Source organism: Mycobacterium sp. P7213 (assembly GCF_900604305.1).
Taxonomy (GTDB): Bacteria; Actinomycetota; Actinomycetes; order Mycobacteriales; family Mycobacteriaceae; genus Mycobacterium.
The window spans coordinates 61,479-80,977 of record NZ_UWOA01000011.1; the positions used below are offsets into that span (position 1 = coordinate 61,479).

Consider the following 19,499-nt stretch of genomic DNA (forward strand, 5'->3'; position numbering starts at 1 on the left):
CCCCGCGCTCGACAAAAAAGAGCGAACTTAGCCGCGGACGACCTTGCCGGCCTTGATGCACGAGGTGCAGGCGTTCAGGCGCTGCTTGTTACCGCCGGGACGCGCGGCGTGCACGACCTGAATGTTCGGGTCCCACCGACGGCTGGTCCGACGGTGCGAGTGGGATACCGACTTACCGAAGCCGGGGCCCTTTCCGCAGATATCGCACACGGCAGCCATATGTGACACTCCTCAAAACGTCTGCTTGAGGGCCAACAACCTCAGCGGGTGGCCCGACAACCTGATCAGGATACCCGCCCGGCGGGGCAACCACCAAAACGCCCCATCCCCGCCGGACGGACGTGACCTGTGCTGTCGTCCGGAGTGATTAGGCTTGCGGCCACCGGAGGTGGTGGCAGGAAGGTGGGCGCAGGTGGGCAACCCCGATCGTCGGCTGGATGCGGCGACCTTGCGGGACTGGGCACACACCGCCGTCGGTGACCTGATCACCCACACCGACGAGATCAATCAGCTCAATGTCTTCCCGGTCGCCGATTCCGACACCGGAACAAACATGCTGTTCACCATGCGTTCGGCCTTGGCCGAGGCCAACACCGAGGCCGCCTCCGGCGAGGTGGGACGGGTCGCGGCTGCCCTGTCATCGGGGGCGCTGCACGGGGCGCGCGGCAACTCCGGGGTGATTTTGTCGCAGATCCTGCGCGGCCTGGCCGATGTGACCGCAGCCGACACCGGCGTCAGCGTCATCGACTCCGCCCTGCTCGGCGCCGGTCTGCGACACGGGGTCGAGCTGGTGGTGAGCTCGATGGGCGGACGCGAAGTCCCAGGCACCATCGTGTCGGTGTTGCAGGCTGCCGCGGGCGCCGTCGAACGGTGTGCGGCCAGCGGAGCCGAGTTGGGTCCGGCACTGGTGGCCGGCTCCGACGCGGCTGCTCAGGCGCTGGAGGCGACCACCGCGCAGCTCGACGTGCTTGCCGAGGCCGGGGTGGTCGACGCGGGCGGCCGCGGCCTGCTGGTGCTGCTCGACGCGCTGCGATCGACGATCACCGGGCAGGCTCCCGTGCGGTCGGCATACCAGCCTGCGCCGTCCCCGCGGCCTCCGGAGGCCGGGACCGAGGCCCCCGCGCCGCATTTCGAGGTCATGTACCTGCTGGGCGAGTGCAGCCCCGAAGACACCGAAGCCCTGCGGGAGCGGCTGAACCAGCTCGGAGAATCGGTGGCCATCGCCACCGCGGGGGTGGTCGGCGGATATTCGGTGCACGTGCACACCGATGACGCCGGTGCCGCCGTCGAGGCGGGCCTGGCCTTCGGACGGCCGCGGCGTATTCAGATCTCGGCCCTGGCCGGGGCGGCCGGGCCCTCCCCGGGCAGCTGGGCCCGGGAGCGTGCGGTGCTGGCTGTGGTCGATGGCGACGGCGCCGAGGCACTGTTCGACTCCGAAGGCGCCTGCGTGCTGCGGCCCGACCCGCACAGGGCCGAACCGGTGATGATGGTCACCGCCCAGCAGCTGTTGCGGGCGGTGGTGGACACCGGTGCAGCGCAGGTGATGCTGCTGCCCAACGGCTTCGTCGCCGCCGAGGAGCTGGTGGCGGGCTGTACCGCTGCCATCGGCTGGGGTGTCGACGTGGTGCCGGTGCCGACCGGCTCGATGGTGCAGGGGTTGTCAGCGTTGGCGGTCCACGATCCTGGCCGGCCGGTCGTCGATGACGGCTACACCATGGCCCGGGCTGCCGGCAGCACCCGGCTGGGATCGGTGCGGATCGCGACCGAACAAGCGCTGACCTGGGCCGGTTCCTGCCGCCCCGGCGACGGCCTGGGCATCGCCGGCGACGAGGTGCTGATCGTGGCGCGCAATGTCGGGGCCGCCGCGATCGGCCTGATCGACCTGCTGCTGGCGGCCGGCGGTGAGCTGGTGACGGTGCTGCTCGGGGCGGGCATCGAAGGGTTGGAAGAAGATGTCATGGACGTCTTGGCCCGGCACGTGCATGACCAGCACCCGGGAACCGAACTGGCGACCTACTTCACCGGGCATCGGGGGGACGCGTTGCTGATCGGGGTCGAGTAGCGATGGCGATCTTGGCCGACCGGCTGGATTTCATCGTCGGCTCTGGCGCTGCCGGCAAACTCGACGAAAGCTTCGGCATCCGCACTGTCGGGGACCTGCTGCGGCACTATCCGCGCAGCTACGTCGAAGGCTCCGGGGTGCGCAGCGCTGCCGATAGCCGCCCCGCCGAAGGCGACCACATCACCATCGTCGACACCATCAGTTCGGCGTCGCTCAAAGACATGCAGCGGCGCAACGGAAAGTATCTCGCCGTCACCGTCGGTAGCGGTCGCAACAAGGTCAGTGCGACGTTCTTCAACCCCAAGGGCCTGCGTTGGCGGTTGACCCCCGGCACCCGGGTGATGCTGTCCGGTGAGGTCAAGCTGTTTCGGGGTGCGATCCAACTGACCCATCCGGACTTCCTGGTACTCAAGGAAGCCGACGGTGCGGCCAACGAGCGCAACTTCGGCAGCAGTTCGCTGCGCAACATCGCCGACGCATCGCAGAAGGTCAGCGGGCAGGTCAACCAGGCGGACTTCGAGCGCAGCTGCTACCCGATCTACCCGGCGACCGCGAAACTGCAGAGCTGGGACATCTTCAACTGTGTGCGGCAGGTGCTCGACGTCCTCGATCCGGTTCCGGACCCGCTGCCGGCCGCGGTGCGCACCGAACGGGGTCTGCTCGGCGAAGACGAAGCGCTGCGCGCGATTCACCTGTCGGAGAATGCCGCCGAGCGGGACCGCGCCCGTGCCCGGCTGGCCGTCGATGAGGCGTTCGGCTTGCAGTGGGCGTTGGCGATGCGTCGGAACGGTGAATTGTCCGAATCCGGTTTACCGGCACCGCGCCGTGATAACGGGATGATCGCAGAACTGTTGCGGCGGTTGCCGTTCGAGCTGACCACCGGACAACGCGAGGTGCTCGGCGTGCTCGAAGGCGAACTGGCCACCAGCCGTCCGATGAATCGGCTGCTACAGGGCGAGGTCGGCTCGGGCAAGACGATCGTCGCCCTGCTGGCGATGCTGCAGCTCGTTGATGCCGGCTATCAGTGCGCCCTGTTGGCGCCCACCGAAGTCCTTGCCGCCCAACACGCCCGATCGATACGGGACATGCTGGGGCCGCTGGCACTCGGCGGTCAGCTGGGCGGGGCCGACAATGCCACCGCGGTGGCGCTGCTCACCGGCTCGATGTCCGCGGCCGCCAAGAAGCAGGCGCGCGCCGAGATCTCCAGTGGCCGGGCCGGCATCGTTGTGGGCACTCACGCCCTGCTGGTCGACGCGGTCGAATTCGACAACCTGGGCATGGTGGTCGTCGACGAACAACATCGATTCGGCGTCGAGCAGCGAGATCGGTTGCGCGCCAAAGCTCCCGACGGCATCACGCCGCACCTGCTGGTGATGACCGCCACTCCGATTCCGCGCACAGTGGCGCTCACCGTATACGGCGATCTGGAGACCTCCACGTTGCGCGAGCTGCCCCGTGGTCGCCAGCCGATCACGAGTTCGGTGATCTTCGTCAAGGAGAAGCCGACCTGGCTGGATCGGGCCTGGGAGCGGATCCGCGAGGAGGTGGCGGCCGGACGACAGGCCTACGTGGTGGCACCCCGCATCGACGAGACCGACGAGCCAAGCAAGACCGGCTCGGACGATGCGGGCGGCAGAACCTCGGCCACCGCGGTCGGGCTGTTCGATCAGTTGCGAGCCGGGCCGCTATCGGGGTTGCGACTGGGCTTGATGCACGGGCGGCTGACCGGGGACGAGAAGGACGCGGTGATGACGGCGTTCCGCACCGGCGGCGTCGATGTGCTGGTCTGCACCACGGTCATCGAGGTCGGTGTCGACGTACCCAATGCCACCGTCATGCTGATCGCCGACGCGGACTGGTTCGGCATCAGCCAATTGCACCAGCTTCGCGGCCGGATCGGCCGCGGCGAGCATGCCAGCCTCTGCCTGCTGGTGACCTCCAGCGGTCCTGGATCCAAGGCGGGACAGCGCCTGAAAGCCGTCGCAGGCACCTTGGACGGATTCGTCTTGGCCGATCTGGATCTGGCCGAACGTGGTGAGGGAGATGTATTGGGCCGCAACCAGTCCGGCTGGCGAGGTGGCCTCAAGCTGCTGTCGCTGGCCGACCACGGCGAAGTGATCGAGGCGGCCCGCACGTACTGCCTGCAGGCCTGGGAAGACAACCCGAATGATCCCGGGTTGGCCACCCTCGCCGCGCCTTTCACCGACATCGCCTACCTGGACAAATCATGACCAGTCGAAAAACCCTGCTGTGGCTGGCCGTGGCGGCCGCGCTGGCCGTGCTGGTGGCCTACCAGACGGTGTCGGCCGTGGGCCATCGCAGTCGTGCACTGGCGGCGCAGGCCGGTATGCCCACGGTGGCGGCCGGCACCGATGTCCTGGCCGGCATCACGGTCGTTCCGGCCCGCACCCACCGCTACGACTACCGCCGTCCGCTGTTCGGCGACGCCTGGGATGACGACAACGACGCGCCGGGCGGTCACAACGGCTGCGACACCCGCAACGACATCCTCAACCGGGACCTGGTGGACATCACGCACGTGTCGACCAAGCGTTGCGCCAACGCGGTGGCCACTGGAACCCTGCACGACCCCTACACCAACGCCGTCGTGGCCTTCACCCGCGGCGCGAAGACCGGCGAATCGGTGCAGGTCGACCACATTGTGCCGCTGGCCTACGCCTGGGACATGGGAGCGTCGGCCTGGCCGTACCGGCAGCGGTTGCGCTTCGCCAACGACCCGGCCAACCTTCTTGCGGTCGCCGGGCAGGGCAACCAGGACAAAGGCGATGCGGGTCCCGGGCAGTGGATGCCGCCGAACACGGCGTTCGCGTGCCAGTACGCCATCGCCTACATCGCGGTCCTGCGGGGCTATGCGCTGCGCCTCGACCAGCCGTCAGCCGACGTGCTGCGTGAGTCAGCGGCCACCTGCCCGACCGGGTAGGCGAAGGTTCTGTCGGCGCCGACTGCGCATCTCAGGACGCGGCGACACGCCGCGGCGTCGTCGTGGGAGTCACACTCGGCTGGGGATCAGAGACCGGTATAGGTGAGCGGGTCTTCCCGCACCCGGGTGCCGTCGTTGAGACCGCCCAGGCTCGCCATGTGCTCGTCGGCGAGCTCAAAGCCGAACACGTCCAGGTTGGCCGCGATGCGCTCGGGCTGAGCCGACCGGGGGATCACCACATTGCCCAGTTGCAGGCTCCACCGGATCAGCACCTGTGCCGGGGTCTTGCCGTACTCGCCGGCGATGGCCGTCACGGTCGGGTGCTCGAGCAACCGGCCCACCGCCAGCGGGCTGTAGGCCTGCGTGATGATGCCGCGCTCGGCGTTGGCGGCACGCAGCTCAGCCTGGTTGAGCAGCGGGTGCAGCTCGATCTGATTGACCGACGGCGTCTCGAACGCCAGGTCGATCACGTCGTCGAGGTGATTCGCGGTGAAGTTGCACACCCCGATGGACCGGGTCAGTCCCAGCTCCCGGGTTTGGATGAGTCCACCGAAGCTGTCGACGTACATGCCCAGCGACGGCGCCGGCCAGTGGACCAGGTACAGGTCCACGTAGTCCATTCCGAGCCGTTCCAGGCTGGCCTTGCAGGCTTCGATGGCGGCGGTCAGTCCCTGGTCGGCGTTGGCCAGCTTGGTGGTGACGAACACCTCCTCGCGCGGGATTCCCGACGCGGCGATAGCCCGGCCCACCGCGGCCTCGTTGCCGTACACCTTGGCGGTGTCGATCAACCGACAGCCCAGCTCGAGCGCCGTCGAGACCGCGCGCTCGGTTTCGGCTTCGGACAACTCAGCCACTCCGATGCCCAGAGTCGGCATCGTGCGGTCGTCGTTGAGGGTGACCGAGGGGATCGCAGTGCCCGACGTCATTTCACCTACCTGTGTAATCGAATGTTCGCGGATCGGGTCCCAAGCGGGCGCCGTCGTCGAGCGAGGATATCTCGGCCATCTCCGCCGTGCCGAGTCCGAAGTCGAAGACGTCGAAGTTGCCGACGATGCGCTCTGGGTGCACCGATTTCGGAATCACAATATTACCCAGTTGGATATGCCAGCGGATCAGCACCTGCGCCGGTGTCTTTCCGCAACGCCGCGCCACCTCGGTCACCACCGGATGAGCCAGCAGGGAACCCCGCCCCAGGGGTGCCCAGGCTTCGGTGGCGATCCCGAGGCGGGCATGCGTCGCCCGCAGTTCGGGCTGGCTGAAGCGCGGATGCAGCTCGACCTGGTTGACGACGGGCACGATCCCGGTTCCGTCGATGAGCATCTTGAGGTGCTCGGGCGCGAAGTTGCTCACCCCGATCGAGCGGATCCGGCCCTGGTCGCGCAGGTGGGCCAGCGCCCGGAAGGTCTCGACGAATTTGCCGGCGGACGGCAGCGGCCAGTGGATCAGGTACAGGTCCAGAAAATCCAGGCCGAGGCGCTCCATGCTCGTGTCGAATGCCGCCAGCGTGGAGTCATAGCCCTGGTCGGAGTTCCAGACCTTGGTCACCACAAACACCTCGTCGCGCGGGAGGCCGGATGCCGCGACGGCGCGGCCGACCTCCCGCTCGTTGCCGTACAGGGCTGCGGTGTCGATATGGCGGTATCCGGCTGCAAGTGCGGTGCGTACCGCCTGCTCGGTTTCGGCGGGCGAAATCTTGTAAACCCCGAAACCGACGCTGGGGATGGAGTTACCGTCGTTGAGCGTGACTGAACGCAAGTTATCTTCAGCAGCCATGACACGAAGTCTGCCAGGCGACTCCGGTTCCAGCCGCGGCGTGCGATGGACCGATCAGCTGCAGAGCACGCTGATGACGGCCGGCATGAAGCTGATGCCGATGTTGCCGATCGGCCTCCAGCGGATCATGACCGGCGGGCGCGCGGTCACCATCGACGGTAAGACCTTGGACCCCACCCTGCGGCTGACCCTGGCCGCACAGCGCGCGATGGGCATCAACGGGTTAGTCGTCGGCGACGACGCGGTCGCCTCCCGCGCCCAGCTGCGCGAAACGGCCACCGGACTGGGCGGCGGTGATATCCACGTCGACGTTCGCGACATCGTGCTGCCCGGCCCGGCCGGCGACATCGCCGCTCGGCACTACCGCCCCGTCGGTGGGGGCGACAAGCCGCTGCTGGTCTTCTACCACGGCGGCGGATTCGTGATCGGCGACCTGGACAGCCACGACGCGATCTGCCGCCTGACCTGCCGAGACGGTGACATCGCGGTGCTGTCGGTCGACTACCGGCTGGCGCCTGAGCACCCCGCACCGGCCGCACTCGACGATGCCCTCGCGGCGTTCCGCTGGGCTCATGACCACGCCGCGGAGCTGGGTGGGATCGCCGGGCGGGTCGCAGTCGGTGGTGACAGCGCCGGTGGCAACCTGGCCGCCGCGGTCGCGCTGCGGGCACGCGATGAAGGGGGACCGGCACCCGTTCTGCAGTGGCTGATCTATCCGGTCACCGACTGCACCGCCCAGACCCGTTCGCGCACCCTCTACGGCGACGGCTTTCTGCTGACCAAACACGACATCGACTGGTTCACCGACCAATACGTGGGCCGCTCACAGCTGGCTCCGACCGACCCGCTGGTATCGCCGCTGCTGGCCGGCGACCTGTCCGGATTACCTCCGGCGCTGGTGGCCGTCGCCGGATTCGACCCGCTGCACGACGAAGGCGAAGCCTTCGCGGCGGCACTGCGCGAGGCCGGCGTTGTGGTGGACCTGCGGCAGATGCCGTCGTTGACGCATGCCTTCATCAACCTGTTTCCGCTGGGGGGCGGCAGCGCCACCGCGACCAGTGAGTTGATCTCGGCGCTGCGCGCGCACCTCAGCCGCGGCTGAGGTCCGGGGCTCACGCCGGTACGCTGAACCGCAAACCGACCACCGAACACGAGGACCGACCGACTGTGGCCAGCAAACCCAAACGCCCCGCCGCCTCCGGCTTGAGGGCCGGCGACCAGAAGCGCAACCTCGCAATGCAGATCGGGCTCGTCGCCATCGTGGTGGTCTTCGCGGTGGGACTGATCGGCTACATCGTGATGTCCAACGGGCACAAAAAGGGCGCCGGCGCCGGTGAGGCGATCCGGGTCACCTCGAGCAAGCTGATCACCAAGGACGGGACCGACGAGCCCAAGGCTGTGCTGACGTTCTACGAGGACTTCCTCTGCCCGGCCTGCGGCAACCTCGAGCGAGCCTTCGGCCCGACGGTGTCCCGGCTGATCGACAGCGGGGCGATCGCCGCCGACTACCACATGGTCGCGATCCTGGATCGGCCGCAGAACGACAACTACTCCTCGCGCGCCGGAGCCGCCGCCTACTGCGTCGCTGACGAGAACAACGATGCCTTCCGCCGATTCCACACCGCGCTCTACACCGAGCAGCTGCAGCCGTCGGAGATCGGCACGGAGTTCCCCGACGACAAGCGCCTGATCGAGCTGGCCCGCCAAGCCGGCGCTGCCGGCAGTGTTCCGGCGTGCATCAACAGCGGCAAGTACCTCAAGATGGTCGGCGGTATGGCCGCCGCTGGGGGCATTCACGCCACTCCCACGTTGCGCATCAACGGCGAGGACTACCGCCCCTCCACTCCGGAAGCCCTGGTCTCCAAGATCCGCGAGATCGTCGGTGACGTGCCCGGTATGGCCGTACCGGCTCAGGAGTCGTGACCATCACGGCTCCGGCGGTCGAATCGCCCGCCCAGGCGGTGCCCGTCGCGGCATCCCGGGCCTGGGCGGTGCTGATCGGCGGGGTCATCGGACTGCTCGCCTCGGTCACCCTGACCGTCGAGAAGATCAAGCTGCTCACGGACTCCGGCTACGTGCCGTCGTGCAACCTCAACCCGGTGCTGTCCTGCGGATCGGTGATGGTCACCCCGCAGGCGTCGGTGCTGGGGTTCCCCAACCCCCTGATGGGGATCGTCGCCTTCACCGTGGTGATTGTCACCGGCGTCCTGGCTGTCGCGAAAGTGCCATTGCCGCAGTGGTATTGGACCGGGTTGACGCTCGGGACGCTGGCCGGCGCCGGCTTCGTGCACTGGCTGATCTTCCAGAGCCTGTACCGGATCGGGGCGCTGTGCCCGTATTGCATGGTGGTGTGGGCGGTCACGCTGTGCCTGCTGGTGATATTCGCAGCCCTAGCATCTGAGCAGGGCGGTATACGCAAAACTTTGCAGCATTTGCACCGATGGCGTTGGACCATCGCTGCGTTATGGTTTATCGCGTTATTTCTGCTGATATTTATTCGGTTTCAGGATTACTGGATAACGCTGCTGTAGGGGTGGATGTGATCTCCAAAGTGCTGGTGGCCAACCGCGGGGAGATCGCTGTCCGCGCGTTCCGGGCCGCTGTGGAACTCGGGGTCGGCACAGTGGCGGTCTACCCGTACGAGGATCGCAACTCGCTGCACCGGCTCAAGGCGGACGAGTCCTACCAGATCGGCGAAGAGGGCCATCCGGTACGCGCGTACCTGTCAGTCGACGAGATCGTCGGCACCGCAGTGCGATGCGGAGCCGACGCCGTTTACCCCGGCTACGGTTTTCTTTCGGAGAATCCTCAACTGGCGCAGGCCTGTGCGGCTGCGGGCATCACCTTCGTCGGTCCCAGCGCGGCGGTGCTGGCCCTGGCCGGCAACAAGTCTCGCGCGGTGGCGGCCGCGCGGGAGGCGGGCCTGCCTGTGCTGGCGTCATCGGCCCCGTCGTCCTCGGTCGAGGAACTGCTCGCCGCAGCCCAGGACATGACGTTCCCGCTGTTCGTCAAGGCGGTCGCCGGTGGCGGTGGGCGCGGGATGCGCCGGGTCGCCGACATCGACGGGCTGGCCGACGCGGTGGAAGCGGCCAGCCGGGAAGCGGATTCGGCGTTCGGCGATCCACACGTCTACCTCGAGCAGGCGGTACTCAACCCGCGCCACATCGAGGTGCAGATCCTGGCCGATAACCACGGCAACGTGATCCACCTCTACGAGCGTGACTGCAGTGTGCAGCGCCGGCATCAGAAAGTCGTCGAGTTGGCGCCGGCACCGAATCTCGATCCGGCTCTGCGCGAGAGGATCTGTGCGGACGCCGTGGCATTCGCGAGCCATATCGGCTACACCTGCGCGGGCACCGTGGAGTTTCTGGTCGACGAGCGCGGCCACCACGTGTTCATCGAGATGAATCCGCGCATCCAGGTGGAGCACACCGTCACCGAGGAGATCACCGACGTCGACCTGGTGTCGTCGCAGCTGCGGATCGCCGCCGGTGAGTCGCTGGCGGACCTGGGCCTCTCGCAGGATTCGATCACGCTGCGCGGCGCTGCGCTGCAATGCCGGATCACCACCGAGGACCCGGCCAACGGATTCCGGCCCGACACCGGACGGATCAGCGCTTACCGCAGCCCGGGCGGGGCGGGGATCCGGCTGGATGGCGGCACGAACCTGGGCGCGGAGATCAGCGCCCACTTCGACTCGATGCTGGTCAAGCTGACCTGTCGCGGCAAGGATTTCCCCACCGCGGTGAAGCGGGCGCGCCGGGCGATCGCGGAATTCCGGATCCGTGGGGTCGCCACCAACATCCCGTTCCTGCAGGCCGTGCTCGATGACCCGGACTTCTCCGCCGGGCGCATCACGACCTCGTTCATCGACGAGCGCCCGCAGCTGCTGACCGCGCGTTCGTCGGCCGACCGCGGCACCAAGATCTTGAACTACCTGGCGGATGTCACCGTCAACAGTCCGCACGGCACCCGGCGGTCGGCGGTGTACCCGCGAGACAAGCTGCCCGAGCTGGACCTGTCGGCGCCGCCGCCGGCGGGTTCCAAGCAACGGCTGGTCGAGCTGGGTCCAGAAGGGTTTGCCCGCTGGCTGCGGGACTCGCGCGCTGTGGGGGTCACCGACACCACCTTCCGGGACGCCCACCAGTCGCTGTTGGCCACCCGGGTGCGCACCAGCGGGTTGGTCAGGGTGGCCCCGTACGTGGCCCACACCATGTCGCAACTGCTGTCGGTCGAATGCTGGGGCGGCGCGACTTACGATGTAGCGCTGCGGTTTCTGAAGGAAGACCCCTGGGAACGACTGGCCGCGCTGCGCGAGACGCTGCCCAATATCTGCTTGCAGATGCTGCTGCGCGGGCGCAACACAGTCGGGTATACCCCCTATCCGGAGCTGGTGACTTCGGCGTTCGTCCAGGAGGCCACCGAGACCGGTATTGACATTTTTCGGATCTTCGATGCGCTCAACAACGTGGACTCGATGCTTCCGGCCATTGATGCGGTGCGCGAAACCGGCAGTGCGGTAGCCGAAGTCGCCATGTGCTACACCGGCGATCTGAGCAGTCCGAGCGAAACGCTCTACACGCTGGATTACTACCTGCGGCTCGCCGAGCAGGTCGTGAACGCCGGTGCCCATGTGCTGGCGATCAAGGACATGGCGGGGCTGCTGCGCCCTGCCGCGGCAACGACGTTGGTGAGCGCACTGCGCAGTCGCTTCGACCTGCCCATCCATGTCCACACGCACGACACCGCGGGTGGTCAGCTGGCCAGCTATGTCGCTGCCTGGCAGGCCGGGGCGGACGCCGTCGACGGCGCGGCAGCGCCCCTGGCGGGCACCACCAGTCAACCGGCGCTCAGCTCGATCATCGCCGCGGCGGCCCAGACCGACTACGACACCGGGATCTCGCTGGACGCGGTGGGCGACCTGGAGCCGTACTGGGAGGCACTGCGAAAGGTGTACGCGCCGTTCGAATCCGGGCTGGCAGCGCCGACAGGGCGGGTATACCGCCACGAGATTCCCGGTGGCCAGCTGTCCAACCTGCACCAGCAGGCCAAGGCGCTGGGGTTGGCGGACCGGTTCGAGGACGTGGAGAACAACTATGCCGCCGCCGATGCCGTACTCGGTCGGCTGATCAAGGTGACTCCGAGCTCGAAGGTGGTCGGCGATCTCGCGCTGGCCCTGGTCGGTGCCGGCGTGAGCGCCGACGAGTTCGCCGCCGACCCGTCCCGAGTCGACATACCGGACTCGGTGATCGGCTTCCTGCGCGGTGAGCTGGGCGACCCGGCGGGTGGCTGGCCGGAGCCGTTGCGGACCAAGGCGCTGGAGGGTCGCGGCCCGGCACGGGAGATGCAGCAGCTCTCGGCCGATGACGAGGCGGTGTTGGCAAAATCTGGACCGCAACGCCAGGCTCGCCTTAACCACCTGCTGTTCCCTGGCCCCACAAAGGAATTCGAGTCGCATCGGGAACTCTATGGCGACATCTCGCGGTTGTCGGCCAACCAGTTCTTCTACGGGCTGCGTCAGGGCGAGGAGCATCGGGTCAAGCTGGAGCGCGGGGTGGAGCTGCTGATCGGGCTCGAGGCCATCTCCGAGCCGGACGAACGCGGCATGCGGACCGTGATGTGCATCATCAACGGTCAGCTGCGGCCGGTCGAAGTGCGTGACCGCAGCATCGCCAGCGAAGTACCGGTCGCCGAAAAGGCCGACAGAACCAAACCGGGCCATGTCGCGGCACCGTTTGCCGGTGTGGTCACCATCGGAGTCGCCGAGGGAGAGCAGGTCACCGCCGGACAGACCCTGGCCACCATCGAGGCGATGAAGATGGAGGCGGCCATCACCGCGCCGGCCGACGGCACCGTCGCGCGGGTGGCTGTTGCCGAGACCGCACAGGTCGAAGGCGGAGACCTGCTGGTGGTGCTGAGCTGACTCGCATCGTCGGGGGCGCAGCCGGGGGGCGACGCCTCGCCGTGCCGCCGCGCGGCACCCGGCCAACCACAGATCGGGTGCGCGAGGCGCTGTTCAATGTGCTCGATTCCCGAATGGACCTGACCGGAATGTCGGTGTTGGACCTGTATGCGGGGTCGGGGGCGCTCGGCTTGGAAGCGTTGTCTCGCGGCGCCGCGTCGGCACTGTTCGTCGAATCGGACCGTCGCGCCGCAGAGGTGCTGGCCGCCAATATCGCCGCGTTGGGGCTGGCCGGTGCCGTATTGCGCCGCGGCACGGTGGCCGCAGTGCTGGCCGGGGGAACCGAAACTCCAGTGGATCTGGTGCTGGCCGATCCACCCTACGAGGTCGATGCCGCCGCGATCGACGCGCTGCCGGGATTGTTGACCGCCGGGGGTTGGGCGGGCCCGGGCACCGTCGTGGTGATCGAACGGGCCACCTCCAGTCCGGCGGTGGGGTGGCCGCAGGGCTGGGAAGCCTGGCCCTCGCGCCGGTACGGCGACACCCGCCTGGAGCTGGCCGAGCTCGAGTAGCGGCGAGGCCGCGCGCAGTGGGTCACCGCTATCAGTTCAGCCTGCTGCTAGCGTCGAGCACTATGAGTGGTGCGGTATGCCCCGGTTCCTTCGACCCGGTGACGCTGGGACATGTCGACATCCTGGAGCGCGCGGCCGCTCAGTTCGATGAGGTGGTGGCCGCCGTACTGGTCAACCCGTCTAAAAAGGGCATGTTCACTCTCGACGAGCGCCTTGAGATGATCGCCGAAGCCACCGCGCATCTGCCCAACGTGCGCGCGGAGTCGGGCCAGGGCTTGGTGGTCGACTTCGTCCGGGAGCGGGGGCTCACCGCGATCATCAAGGGCCTGCGCACCGGCACCGACTTCGAGTACGAGCTGCAGATGGCTCAGATGAACAAGCACATCGCCGGTGTCGACACGTTTTTCGTGGCGACCACACCGCGGTATTCGTTCGTATCGTCTTCGTTGGCAAAGGAAGTTGCGGCGATGGGCGGCGATGTCTCCGACCTGTTGCCCGAGCCGGTGAACCGCAGGCTGGCTGCCAAGCTGGCCGGTCGCTGAGCAGGCTGCGGTCTACCGCGGCTGCCAACCCAAGCGCTGATCGGTCGTCTTGCGCATCCGGGCGAAGCCACTCCCGCAGCCCAATACCCGTAGCGCCGCTTCGGCTATGGTCCACGGATAATCCGGCGGGCAGGAGCCGTCGTCGGAGCGCCGGTTGATCACCGTCTCCACTAACCGGAACGGCACATCGTCGGCGCTCGCGGGACCATCATGGTCGGCGATCACCGCGCGCGACAGCTCTCGATAGTGGCTGCGTAACTCGCCACGGCGCCGGCGGAAGCGGGCGAAGCGCTCGAGACGAAGTTCTGGAAGCAGATACAGCGTGCCCAGATTCCAGGTACCGCCGCACAATTGCGCGGTATCGGCGACGACGAGCGCGTGCAGCCGGGGAGCGCTCGGTCCTGCCTCAGCCAGCAGCTCGGCGGCCAGCTGTACGGAGGTTTCGACGGTGTCGGCCAGTAGGGCGTCGAGGATGTCGTCCTTGGCGGCGAAGTGGTGATACAGCGAGGCCTGCCGAATGCCGACGTTCTCGGCGATGCGCCGGGTCGAGGTGGCGGCGTAGCCGACGGTGGTGAACAGCTCCGCCGCGGCGTCGAGGATCTCATCGCGCGCGCTGCTGCCCGGCCTGCTGGACGCCACCAGCCGGGGACGTCCTCGTCGATCGCTCTGCACGCCTTACTGCCTATCACGCGCCGCGGCCTGGGCTCGCTAAAAACTATCAAATGATAGGAAATGTGTTAGCTTCCTGGTCATGGACAACCCGCGCACCGATTCCACCGACGGCGCACGCCGGCATGCGCGCGCTCAGGCGCAGCACGCGTCGATGCACATCCCGGCGGCCCCGGAAGGCGTCGACGCGGCGTCGATGATCTGGGCCGAGTCCATCCCGGCCAACGGCTACGCCACCAAGGTGCTGGCTCGCGGCACCCGGGTTCGGATGACCGACGTCGAGGGTGGCGCCTGCGCGAATCTGCTGCTGTACCGCGCTGAGGCACCCTGGGAACGGCTCAATGTCGCCGACACCATGAAGGTGCCGTGGCAGGCCTACCTCGGAGTCGGTCATCCGCTGTTGTCCGATCAGGGGCGCGTGCTGGCCACCGTCGTCGCCGACTCCTCGGGGCACCACGACCTGCTCTGCGGTCCGGACGCCACCGGGCGGCAACTGCTGCTGCTGGGCGCGATCAAGCACGGCCTGGGCAGTCGCGACGTGGCACCGTCGGTGTCGCTGTTCCGCGGAGTCCGTGTCGACCCCGTCAGCGGGGCACTGGAATTCACCGGATCCGCGGGACCCGGCGCGGCGGTCGACCTGCTGATCCACCTTCCGGTGGTGCTGGTGGTCGCCAATGCCGCGCACCCGCTGGACCCCGACCCGCCTGCAACGGCATTGGACGTCCTTGGCTGGCGGGCCGGCGAACAGCTGGCCGAACTGACCAATCGGGATCCGGAATACCTTCGCGCGGTGCAGAACACGGAGGCGGCCTGGGTCGCCGCATCGGGGGAGTGCTCATGACGAATCCATCGCACGTCATCTCCGACGCGGTGGTGGCGGCACGGTCGCCTTGGTCGGCGGTGGTGCGTGCCGGCGATCTGCTGCAGATCATCGATCTGCACGGCAACCAGGCGGTGGACTGCCTGCTCTACGACGCCGCCGATCACGCTCGCCGATACAGCGCCCAGGCCACGGTGCTCGCCCAGCGCAACATCTTCTTGAGCACCGGCTCGGTGCTGCGCAGCGCCGATGGCGCCGCCCTGATGACCGTCATCGCCGACGACGTCGGCAACCACGACACCATTGCCGGGGCCTGCTCGCAGGAATCCAACACGCTGCGCTACGGGCACCACACGGCCCACCAGCACGCCTGCGTGGAGAACTTCCTCGCCGAGGGGGCCCGGTGGGGTCTGGACAAACGCGACATCGTCTCCAACATCAACTGGTTCATGAACGTGCCCGTGGAAGCCGACGGCACGCTGGGTATCGTCGACGGCCTCTCGGCCCCGGGCAAGAGTCTGACTCTGCGCGCGGAGACCGACACTCTGGTCCTGGTGTCGAACTGCCCGCAGATCAACAACCCGTGCAACGGCTTCGACCCAACGCCGGTGCGGATGGTGATCAGCCGACCATGATCGGCATCGAGGTGATCTCCCCGGGCATGTTCACCACGGTGCAGGACTGGCCCGGTCGCGTCGGCTACTGGCATGTCGGGGTGCCGCCGTCCGGTCCGATGGACGACCTGTCGTTTCGGATCGGCAACCAGGTTTTGGGCAACCCCGAAGGTGCGCCCGGTTTGGAATGCACCAAAGCCGGCCCTGCGCTGCGTTTTTCGAACCCGGCCTGGGTGTGCGTCACCGGTGCCGCGGTGCCGGTCAGGCTGGACGGTGTCCTGGTTCCGCCTTGGCAGTCACTTCGGATACCCGCTGGTGGCCTGCTTGAGATCGGGGTTATTCCCGGGCCTGGGATGCGCTGCTACGTCTTGGTCGAGGGCGGCATCACCGCGCCGGAATTCCTCGGCAGCGCAGCGACCTTCACCCAAGGTGTGTTCGGCGGCCACCACGGCCGGGCGCTGCGTGAATCGGATCGCCTCAGCGCCGTCGGCCGAGGCGGTGCCCCACCGAAACTCACCCGTGCGCCCAGTCAGATGCAGCCCAGCATCGGGCGGCACTGGCAACTCGCGGTGACCGAAGGACCGCACGCCGCGCCGGAGTTCATGACCCGCGCCGACATGGCCACTCTGACCACCACCGACTACACCGTGCACTTCAACTCCGACCGCACCGGCGTGCGGCTTGTCGGGCCGAAGCCACGGTGGGCCCGTACCGACGGCGGGGACGCCGGACTGCACCCGTCCAACATTCATGACACCGCCTACAGCATCGGGGCATTGGACTTCACCGGTGACACCCCGATCCTGCTCGGCCCCGACGGGCCCAGCCTGGGCGGGTTCGTCTGTCCGGTGACGGTGGTAGGCGGCGACCGATGGAAACTCGGCCAGCTCTCGCCCGGCGATACCGTGCGACTGGTGCCGATCCGTGCCGACCATGCCCCACCGACTGCAGCGCTGGGTGTGCAGCGGCGTGCGGCACTGCCGGTCGTGGTCTCCCGCTCCGGCGACGGCGACGACGGAGTGCTGCAGCGCTACACCGGGCGCGACGGCACGGCGGTTACGTTACGCCGCGCCGGCGACAGTGGAGTTCTGCTGGAATACGGGCCGATGACCCTGGATTTGGCGTTGCGGGCGCGGGTACAGGTGCTCTACGAGCAGCTCCGCCAACGGGGGCTGCCAGGGCTGGCCGAACTGACGCCCGGGGTGCGATCACTGCAGATCCAATTCGACCTAGAGCGGTTCTCGTGCGCCGAGGTGATCGACGAGGTCGCCGCCATCGACGATGCGCTGCCGCCCTGCGAGGAACTGGTGGTGCCGAGCCGCTCGGTGCGACTGCCGCTCAGTTGGGACGACCCCGCGACCCACGAGGCCATTCGCCGCTACATGTACGGCGTTCGGCCCGACGCGCCGTGGCGCCCGTCCAACATCGAGTTCATCCGGCGTATCAACGGTCTCGATGACCTCGCGCAGGTGCACGACATCGTGTTCGACGCGCAGTATCTGGTGCTGGGTCTGGGCGACATCTACCTCGGAGCGCCGGTGGCTACCCCGCTGGATCCCAGACACCGGCTGGTGACCACCAAGTACAACCCCGCCCGCACCTGGACCCCGGAGAACGCCGTCGGGATCGGCGGCGCCTACCTGTGTATCTACGGTATCGAGGGGCCCGGCGGTTACCAGTTCGTCGGACGCACCACCCAGGTGTGGAACCACCGGCACGCCACGGCAGGGCTGTTCGATCCCGAAACCCCTTGGCTGCTGCGCTACTTCGACCGCATCAGCTTCTACCCGGTGCGGGCCGAGGAGCTGCTGGAGTTGCGCGCCGACATGGCGGCCGGGCGTGGCCGGGTAGAGATCGCCGACGGTGAGTTCGCACTGGCGGACTACCGCCGATTTCTGGCCGACAACACCGAGAGCATCGCCGGATTCCGCGACCAACAGGTCGCCGCGTTCAACGCGGAGCGCAATGCGTGGCACGACGCCGGCGAAATCGCCCGTGCTTAGACCAATTTGAGCGAGTCGTCGCGGCGCAACACGAAGAAGTAGGGCCGCGGCGAGCCCCGCAGGTCCATCGCGCCGATCACCGCGTCATCAGAGAGCCGGCGGAATACATCGTTGACCGGTGCTTGGTCGTAGAGCATCGTGGCGCTGTCGACTCCGCGGAACCGGGTGGTGCGGAGCCGAGCCCGGGGCGAACGGGTCCGCAGCAGCGGCTGCAACGCGTTGATCTGACCGAGGAATGAGCGGTTCTTCAGGGCCGGCAGCTTCGTGGCGAGTCCCAGAACGCTGAACGCCAGCACCGGGTTGAACGCCCACAGTGCGGCCCCGTCGCGGGTGGGGAACAACAGCGGATGGACCGTCTCGGCATCGATGAACTGCTTGCCCCACCAACCGGTGGCCGCCAGCAGCCCATCCAGCGGGTGGCCGGTCGTCAGCTCGGACCCATGCCAGGTGCCGACCATGAAATCGGGGTCGACGGCCTCGGCGGCGTCGAAGATCTCGCAGGCCTCGGCAGTGGACGTCGGTACGTGCGAAAACAAGTCCTGGACAGCCATGCCCAACACCGTACTTGACAGATGTCAACTGCGAAATCTCAGAGCACCACCGTCTCGTTGCCCACCCGGATCACCCGGTCCTGGCAGTGCCATTGCACCGCACGCGACAACACCGCCCGCTCCACGTCGGCACCCAACCGCACCAGATCGGTGACGCTGTGGGTGTGGTCCACCCGCACGACGTCCTGTTCGATGATCGGACCCTCGTCGAGCACCTCGGTGACGTAGTGCGCGGTGGCGCCGATCAGTTTCACGCCGCGCTCCCGAGCTCGCTGATAGGGCGCAGCGCCGATGAACGCCGGCAGGAACGAATGGTGGATGTTGATCAGCGGACAGCCCACCGCCTCAATGAAGTCGCCGGTGATGATCTGCATGTAGCGGGCCAGCACCACCAGGTCCACGTTGCCGCAGAGCAACTGCAGCTGACGCTGTTCGGCCTCGGCACGGATGTCGCGGGTCGCGGGGACATGGAAGAACGGCACCCCGAACGGGCGTACCTGCTCTGCGAGCTCCGGGTGGTTGGAGATCACCATCGCCACGTTCATCTCCAGCTCGCCGCGGCGGTTGCGCCACAACAGATCCAGCAGGCAATGGTCGGTTTTGGATGCCATGATCGCCACCCGCTTGGGCTTGGCGGCCTCGGTGAACCGGTAGTCCATCGAGAACCGTTGGGCCACCGTGGCGCCGAACCGCTCCTGGAGCCCGTCCAGGGCCGCCGGCAGGCCGGGCAGGTGAAAGATCGCCCGCTGCACAAAGGTCCCGTCTTCGGGAGCGGTCGAGTGCTGATCGAGCGAGATGATGTTCGCGCCGGCGTCGGCCAGGAAGGCGCTGACCGCGGCGATGATCCCGTGGCTGTCTCGGCAGTTCAGCAGCAGTCGGCCGATATCGGTGGTCGCCTGGGCGCCGGACTGTTGCGGATAGCGCTGCTGAGCCTGCCCTGGCGTCGCGGTGCCCCCGTGGCCCCCAGAACCGTTCGTCATGGCCGCCCTTCGTCGATCTCCGACTTCAACGGGTCAGGCTACCGGGGGAGTGGACGAGAATCCGACACAC

The 19,499-nt window shown here is 67.7% G+C and carries 18 protein-coding genes; 12 read left to right on the forward strand and 6 right to left on the reverse strand.

Going from position 1 to position 19,499, the window contains the following annotated elements:
- Window positions 1–27: 27 nt before the first annotated feature.
- Window positions 28–219: a 50S ribosomal protein L28 gene (gene rpmB, locus EJK91_RS05990; protein WP_024443272.1), complete on the reverse strand. Its 192-nt coding sequence runs from the start codon at window positions 217–219 to the stop codon at window positions 28–30.
- 193 nt (window positions 220–412) lie between these two features.
- Here rpmB and EJK91_RS05995 point away from each other — a divergent pair, with 193 nt between their 5' ends.
- From EJK91_RS05995 to EJK91_RS06005, 3 genes are read left to right on the forward strand one after another with little or no spacing between them, the layout of a single operon-like run.
- Entirely contained in the window at window positions 413–2,062 is a 1,650-nt protein-coding gene (locus EJK91_RS05995; RefSeq protein WP_125078481.1) for a DAK2 domain-containing protein, read from the forward strand.
- A 2-nt stretch (window positions 2,063–2,064) separates the two neighbouring features.
- Entirely contained in the window at window positions 2,065–4,293 is a 2,229-nt protein-coding gene (recG, locus tag EJK91_RS06000; protein ID WP_125078482.1) for an ATP-dependent DNA helicase RecG, read from the forward strand.
- On the forward strand, window positions 4,290–5,003 hold the full coding sequence (locus tag EJK91_RS06005) for an HNH endonuclease family protein (protein ID WP_024443269.1): 714 nt from the start codon (window positions 4,290–4,292) through the stop codon (window positions 5,001–5,003). Before recG ends, EJK91_RS06005 begins: the two co-directional genes overlap by 4 nt.
- Before the next feature lie 86 nt (window positions 5,004–5,089).
- Here the strand turns inward: EJK91_RS06005 and EJK91_RS06010 are convergent, their stop codons facing one another.
- Both EJK91_RS06010 and EJK91_RS06015 read right to left on the reverse strand, forming a co-directional pair.
- On the reverse strand, window positions 5,090–5,929 hold the full coding sequence (locus EJK91_RS06010) for an aldo/keto reductase (protein WP_046301092.1): 840 nt from the start codon (window positions 5,927–5,929) through the stop codon (window positions 5,090–5,092).
- A 1-nt stretch (window position 5,930) separates the two neighbouring features.
- On the reverse strand, window positions 5,931–6,776 hold the full coding sequence (locus EJK91_RS06015) for an aldo/keto reductase (RefSeq protein WP_164517892.1): 846 nt from the start codon (window positions 6,774–6,776) through the stop codon (window positions 5,931–5,933).
- On the opposite strand from EJK91_RS06015, the gene EJK91_RS06020 reads away from it, so the two are divergent.
- From EJK91_RS06020 to coaD, 6 genes are all read left to right on the forward strand, one after another.
- A complete protein-coding gene (locus EJK91_RS06020) occupies window positions 6,775–7,878 on the forward strand; it encodes an alpha/beta hydrolase (RefSeq protein ID WP_046301093.1) in 1,104 nt (367 codons plus the stop codon). The two genes, EJK91_RS06015 and EJK91_RS06020, sit on opposite strands and share 2 nt — an antisense overlap.
- A gap of 65 nt (window positions 7,879–7,943) precedes the next feature.
- The gene (locus EJK91_RS06025) at window positions 7,944–8,699 is read left to right on the forward strand and encodes a DsbA family protein (RefSeq protein ID WP_046301094.1); all 756 of its coding nucleotides are present in this window, start codon (window positions 7,944–7,946) and stop codon (window positions 8,697–8,699) included.
- Window positions 8,696–9,307, forward strand: coding sequence for a vitamin K epoxide reductase family protein (locus EJK91_RS06030; RefSeq protein WP_046301095.1), 612 nt, complete (start codon window positions 8,696–8,698; stop codon window positions 9,305–9,307). The genes EJK91_RS06025 and EJK91_RS06030 overlap by 4 nt, the downstream gene beginning before the upstream one ends.
- 8 nt (window positions 9,308–9,315) lie before the next feature.
- The gene (locus tag EJK91_RS06035; protein WP_125078483.1) at window positions 9,316–12,699 is read left to right on the forward strand and encodes a pyruvate carboxylase; all 3,384 of its coding nucleotides are present in this window, start codon (window positions 9,316–9,318) and stop codon (window positions 12,697–12,699) included.
- Entirely contained in the window at window positions 12,696–13,250 is a 555-nt protein-coding gene (gene rsmD, locus EJK91_RS06040; protein WP_046301096.1) for a 16S rRNA (guanine(966)-N(2))-methyltransferase RsmD, read from the forward strand. Before EJK91_RS06035 ends, rsmD begins: the two co-directional genes overlap by 4 nt.
- A 62-nt stretch (window positions 13,251–13,312) precedes the next feature.
- Window positions 13,313–13,792: a pantetheine-phosphate adenylyltransferase gene (gene coaD, locus EJK91_RS06045; protein ID WP_024443261.1), complete on the forward strand. Its 480-nt coding sequence runs from the start codon at window positions 13,313–13,315 to the stop codon at window positions 13,790–13,792.
- A 12-nt stretch (window positions 13,793–13,804) separates the two neighbouring features.
- Here the strand turns inward: coaD and EJK91_RS06050 are convergent, their stop codons facing one another.
- Window positions 13,805–14,431 carry a TetR/AcrR family transcriptional regulator gene (locus EJK91_RS06050; RefSeq protein ID WP_275451596.1) on the reverse strand — a complete coding sequence of 209 codons (627 nt, stop codon included), beginning with the start codon at window positions 14,429–14,431 and terminating at the stop codon, window positions 13,805–13,807.
- Between the two features lie 112 nt (window positions 14,432–14,543).
- Between EJK91_RS06050 and EJK91_RS06055 the strand changes: the two genes are divergently transcribed.
- The 3 genes from EJK91_RS06055 to EJK91_RS06065 are packed head-to-tail and all read left to right on the forward strand — an operon-like array spanning window position 14,544 to window position 17,898.
- Window positions 14,544–15,302, forward strand: a complete 759-nt coding sequence (locus EJK91_RS06055; RefSeq protein ID WP_024443259.1) for a DUF1989 domain-containing protein — start codon at window positions 14,544–14,546, stop codon at window positions 15,300–15,302.
- Complete coding sequence (locus tag EJK91_RS06060) at window positions 15,299–15,916, forward strand: urea amidolyase associated protein UAAP2 (RefSeq protein WP_024443258.1); 618 nt, start codon at window positions 15,299–15,301, stop codon at window positions 15,914–15,916. Before EJK91_RS06055 ends, EJK91_RS06060 begins: the two co-directional genes overlap by 4 nt.
- Window positions 15,913–17,898 carry a 5-oxoprolinase/urea amidolyase family protein gene (locus EJK91_RS06065; protein WP_125078494.1) on the forward strand — a complete coding sequence of 662 codons (1,986 nt, stop codon included), beginning with the start codon at window positions 15,913–15,915 and terminating at the stop codon, window positions 17,896–17,898. Before EJK91_RS06060 ends, EJK91_RS06065 begins: the two co-directional genes overlap by 4 nt.
- Here EJK91_RS06065 and EJK91_RS06070 read toward each other — a convergent pair.
- Both EJK91_RS06070 and purU read right to left on the reverse strand, forming a co-directional pair.
- The gene (locus tag EJK91_RS06070) at window positions 17,895–18,449 is read right to left on the reverse strand and encodes a DUF4334 domain-containing protein (RefSeq protein ID WP_024443256.1); all 555 of its coding nucleotides are present in this window, start codon (window positions 18,447–18,449) and stop codon (window positions 17,895–17,897) included. The genes EJK91_RS06065 and EJK91_RS06070 overlap by 4 nt on opposite strands.
- A gap of 38 nt (window positions 18,450–18,487) precedes the next feature.
- Window positions 18,488–19,429 (reverse strand): formyltetrahydrofolate deformylase, encoded by a 942-nt coding sequence (purU, locus tag EJK91_RS06075; RefSeq protein ID WP_024443255.1) that lies wholly within the window; start codon window positions 19,427–19,429, stop codon window positions 18,488–18,490.
- Window positions 19,430–19,499 lie beyond the last annotated feature (70 nt).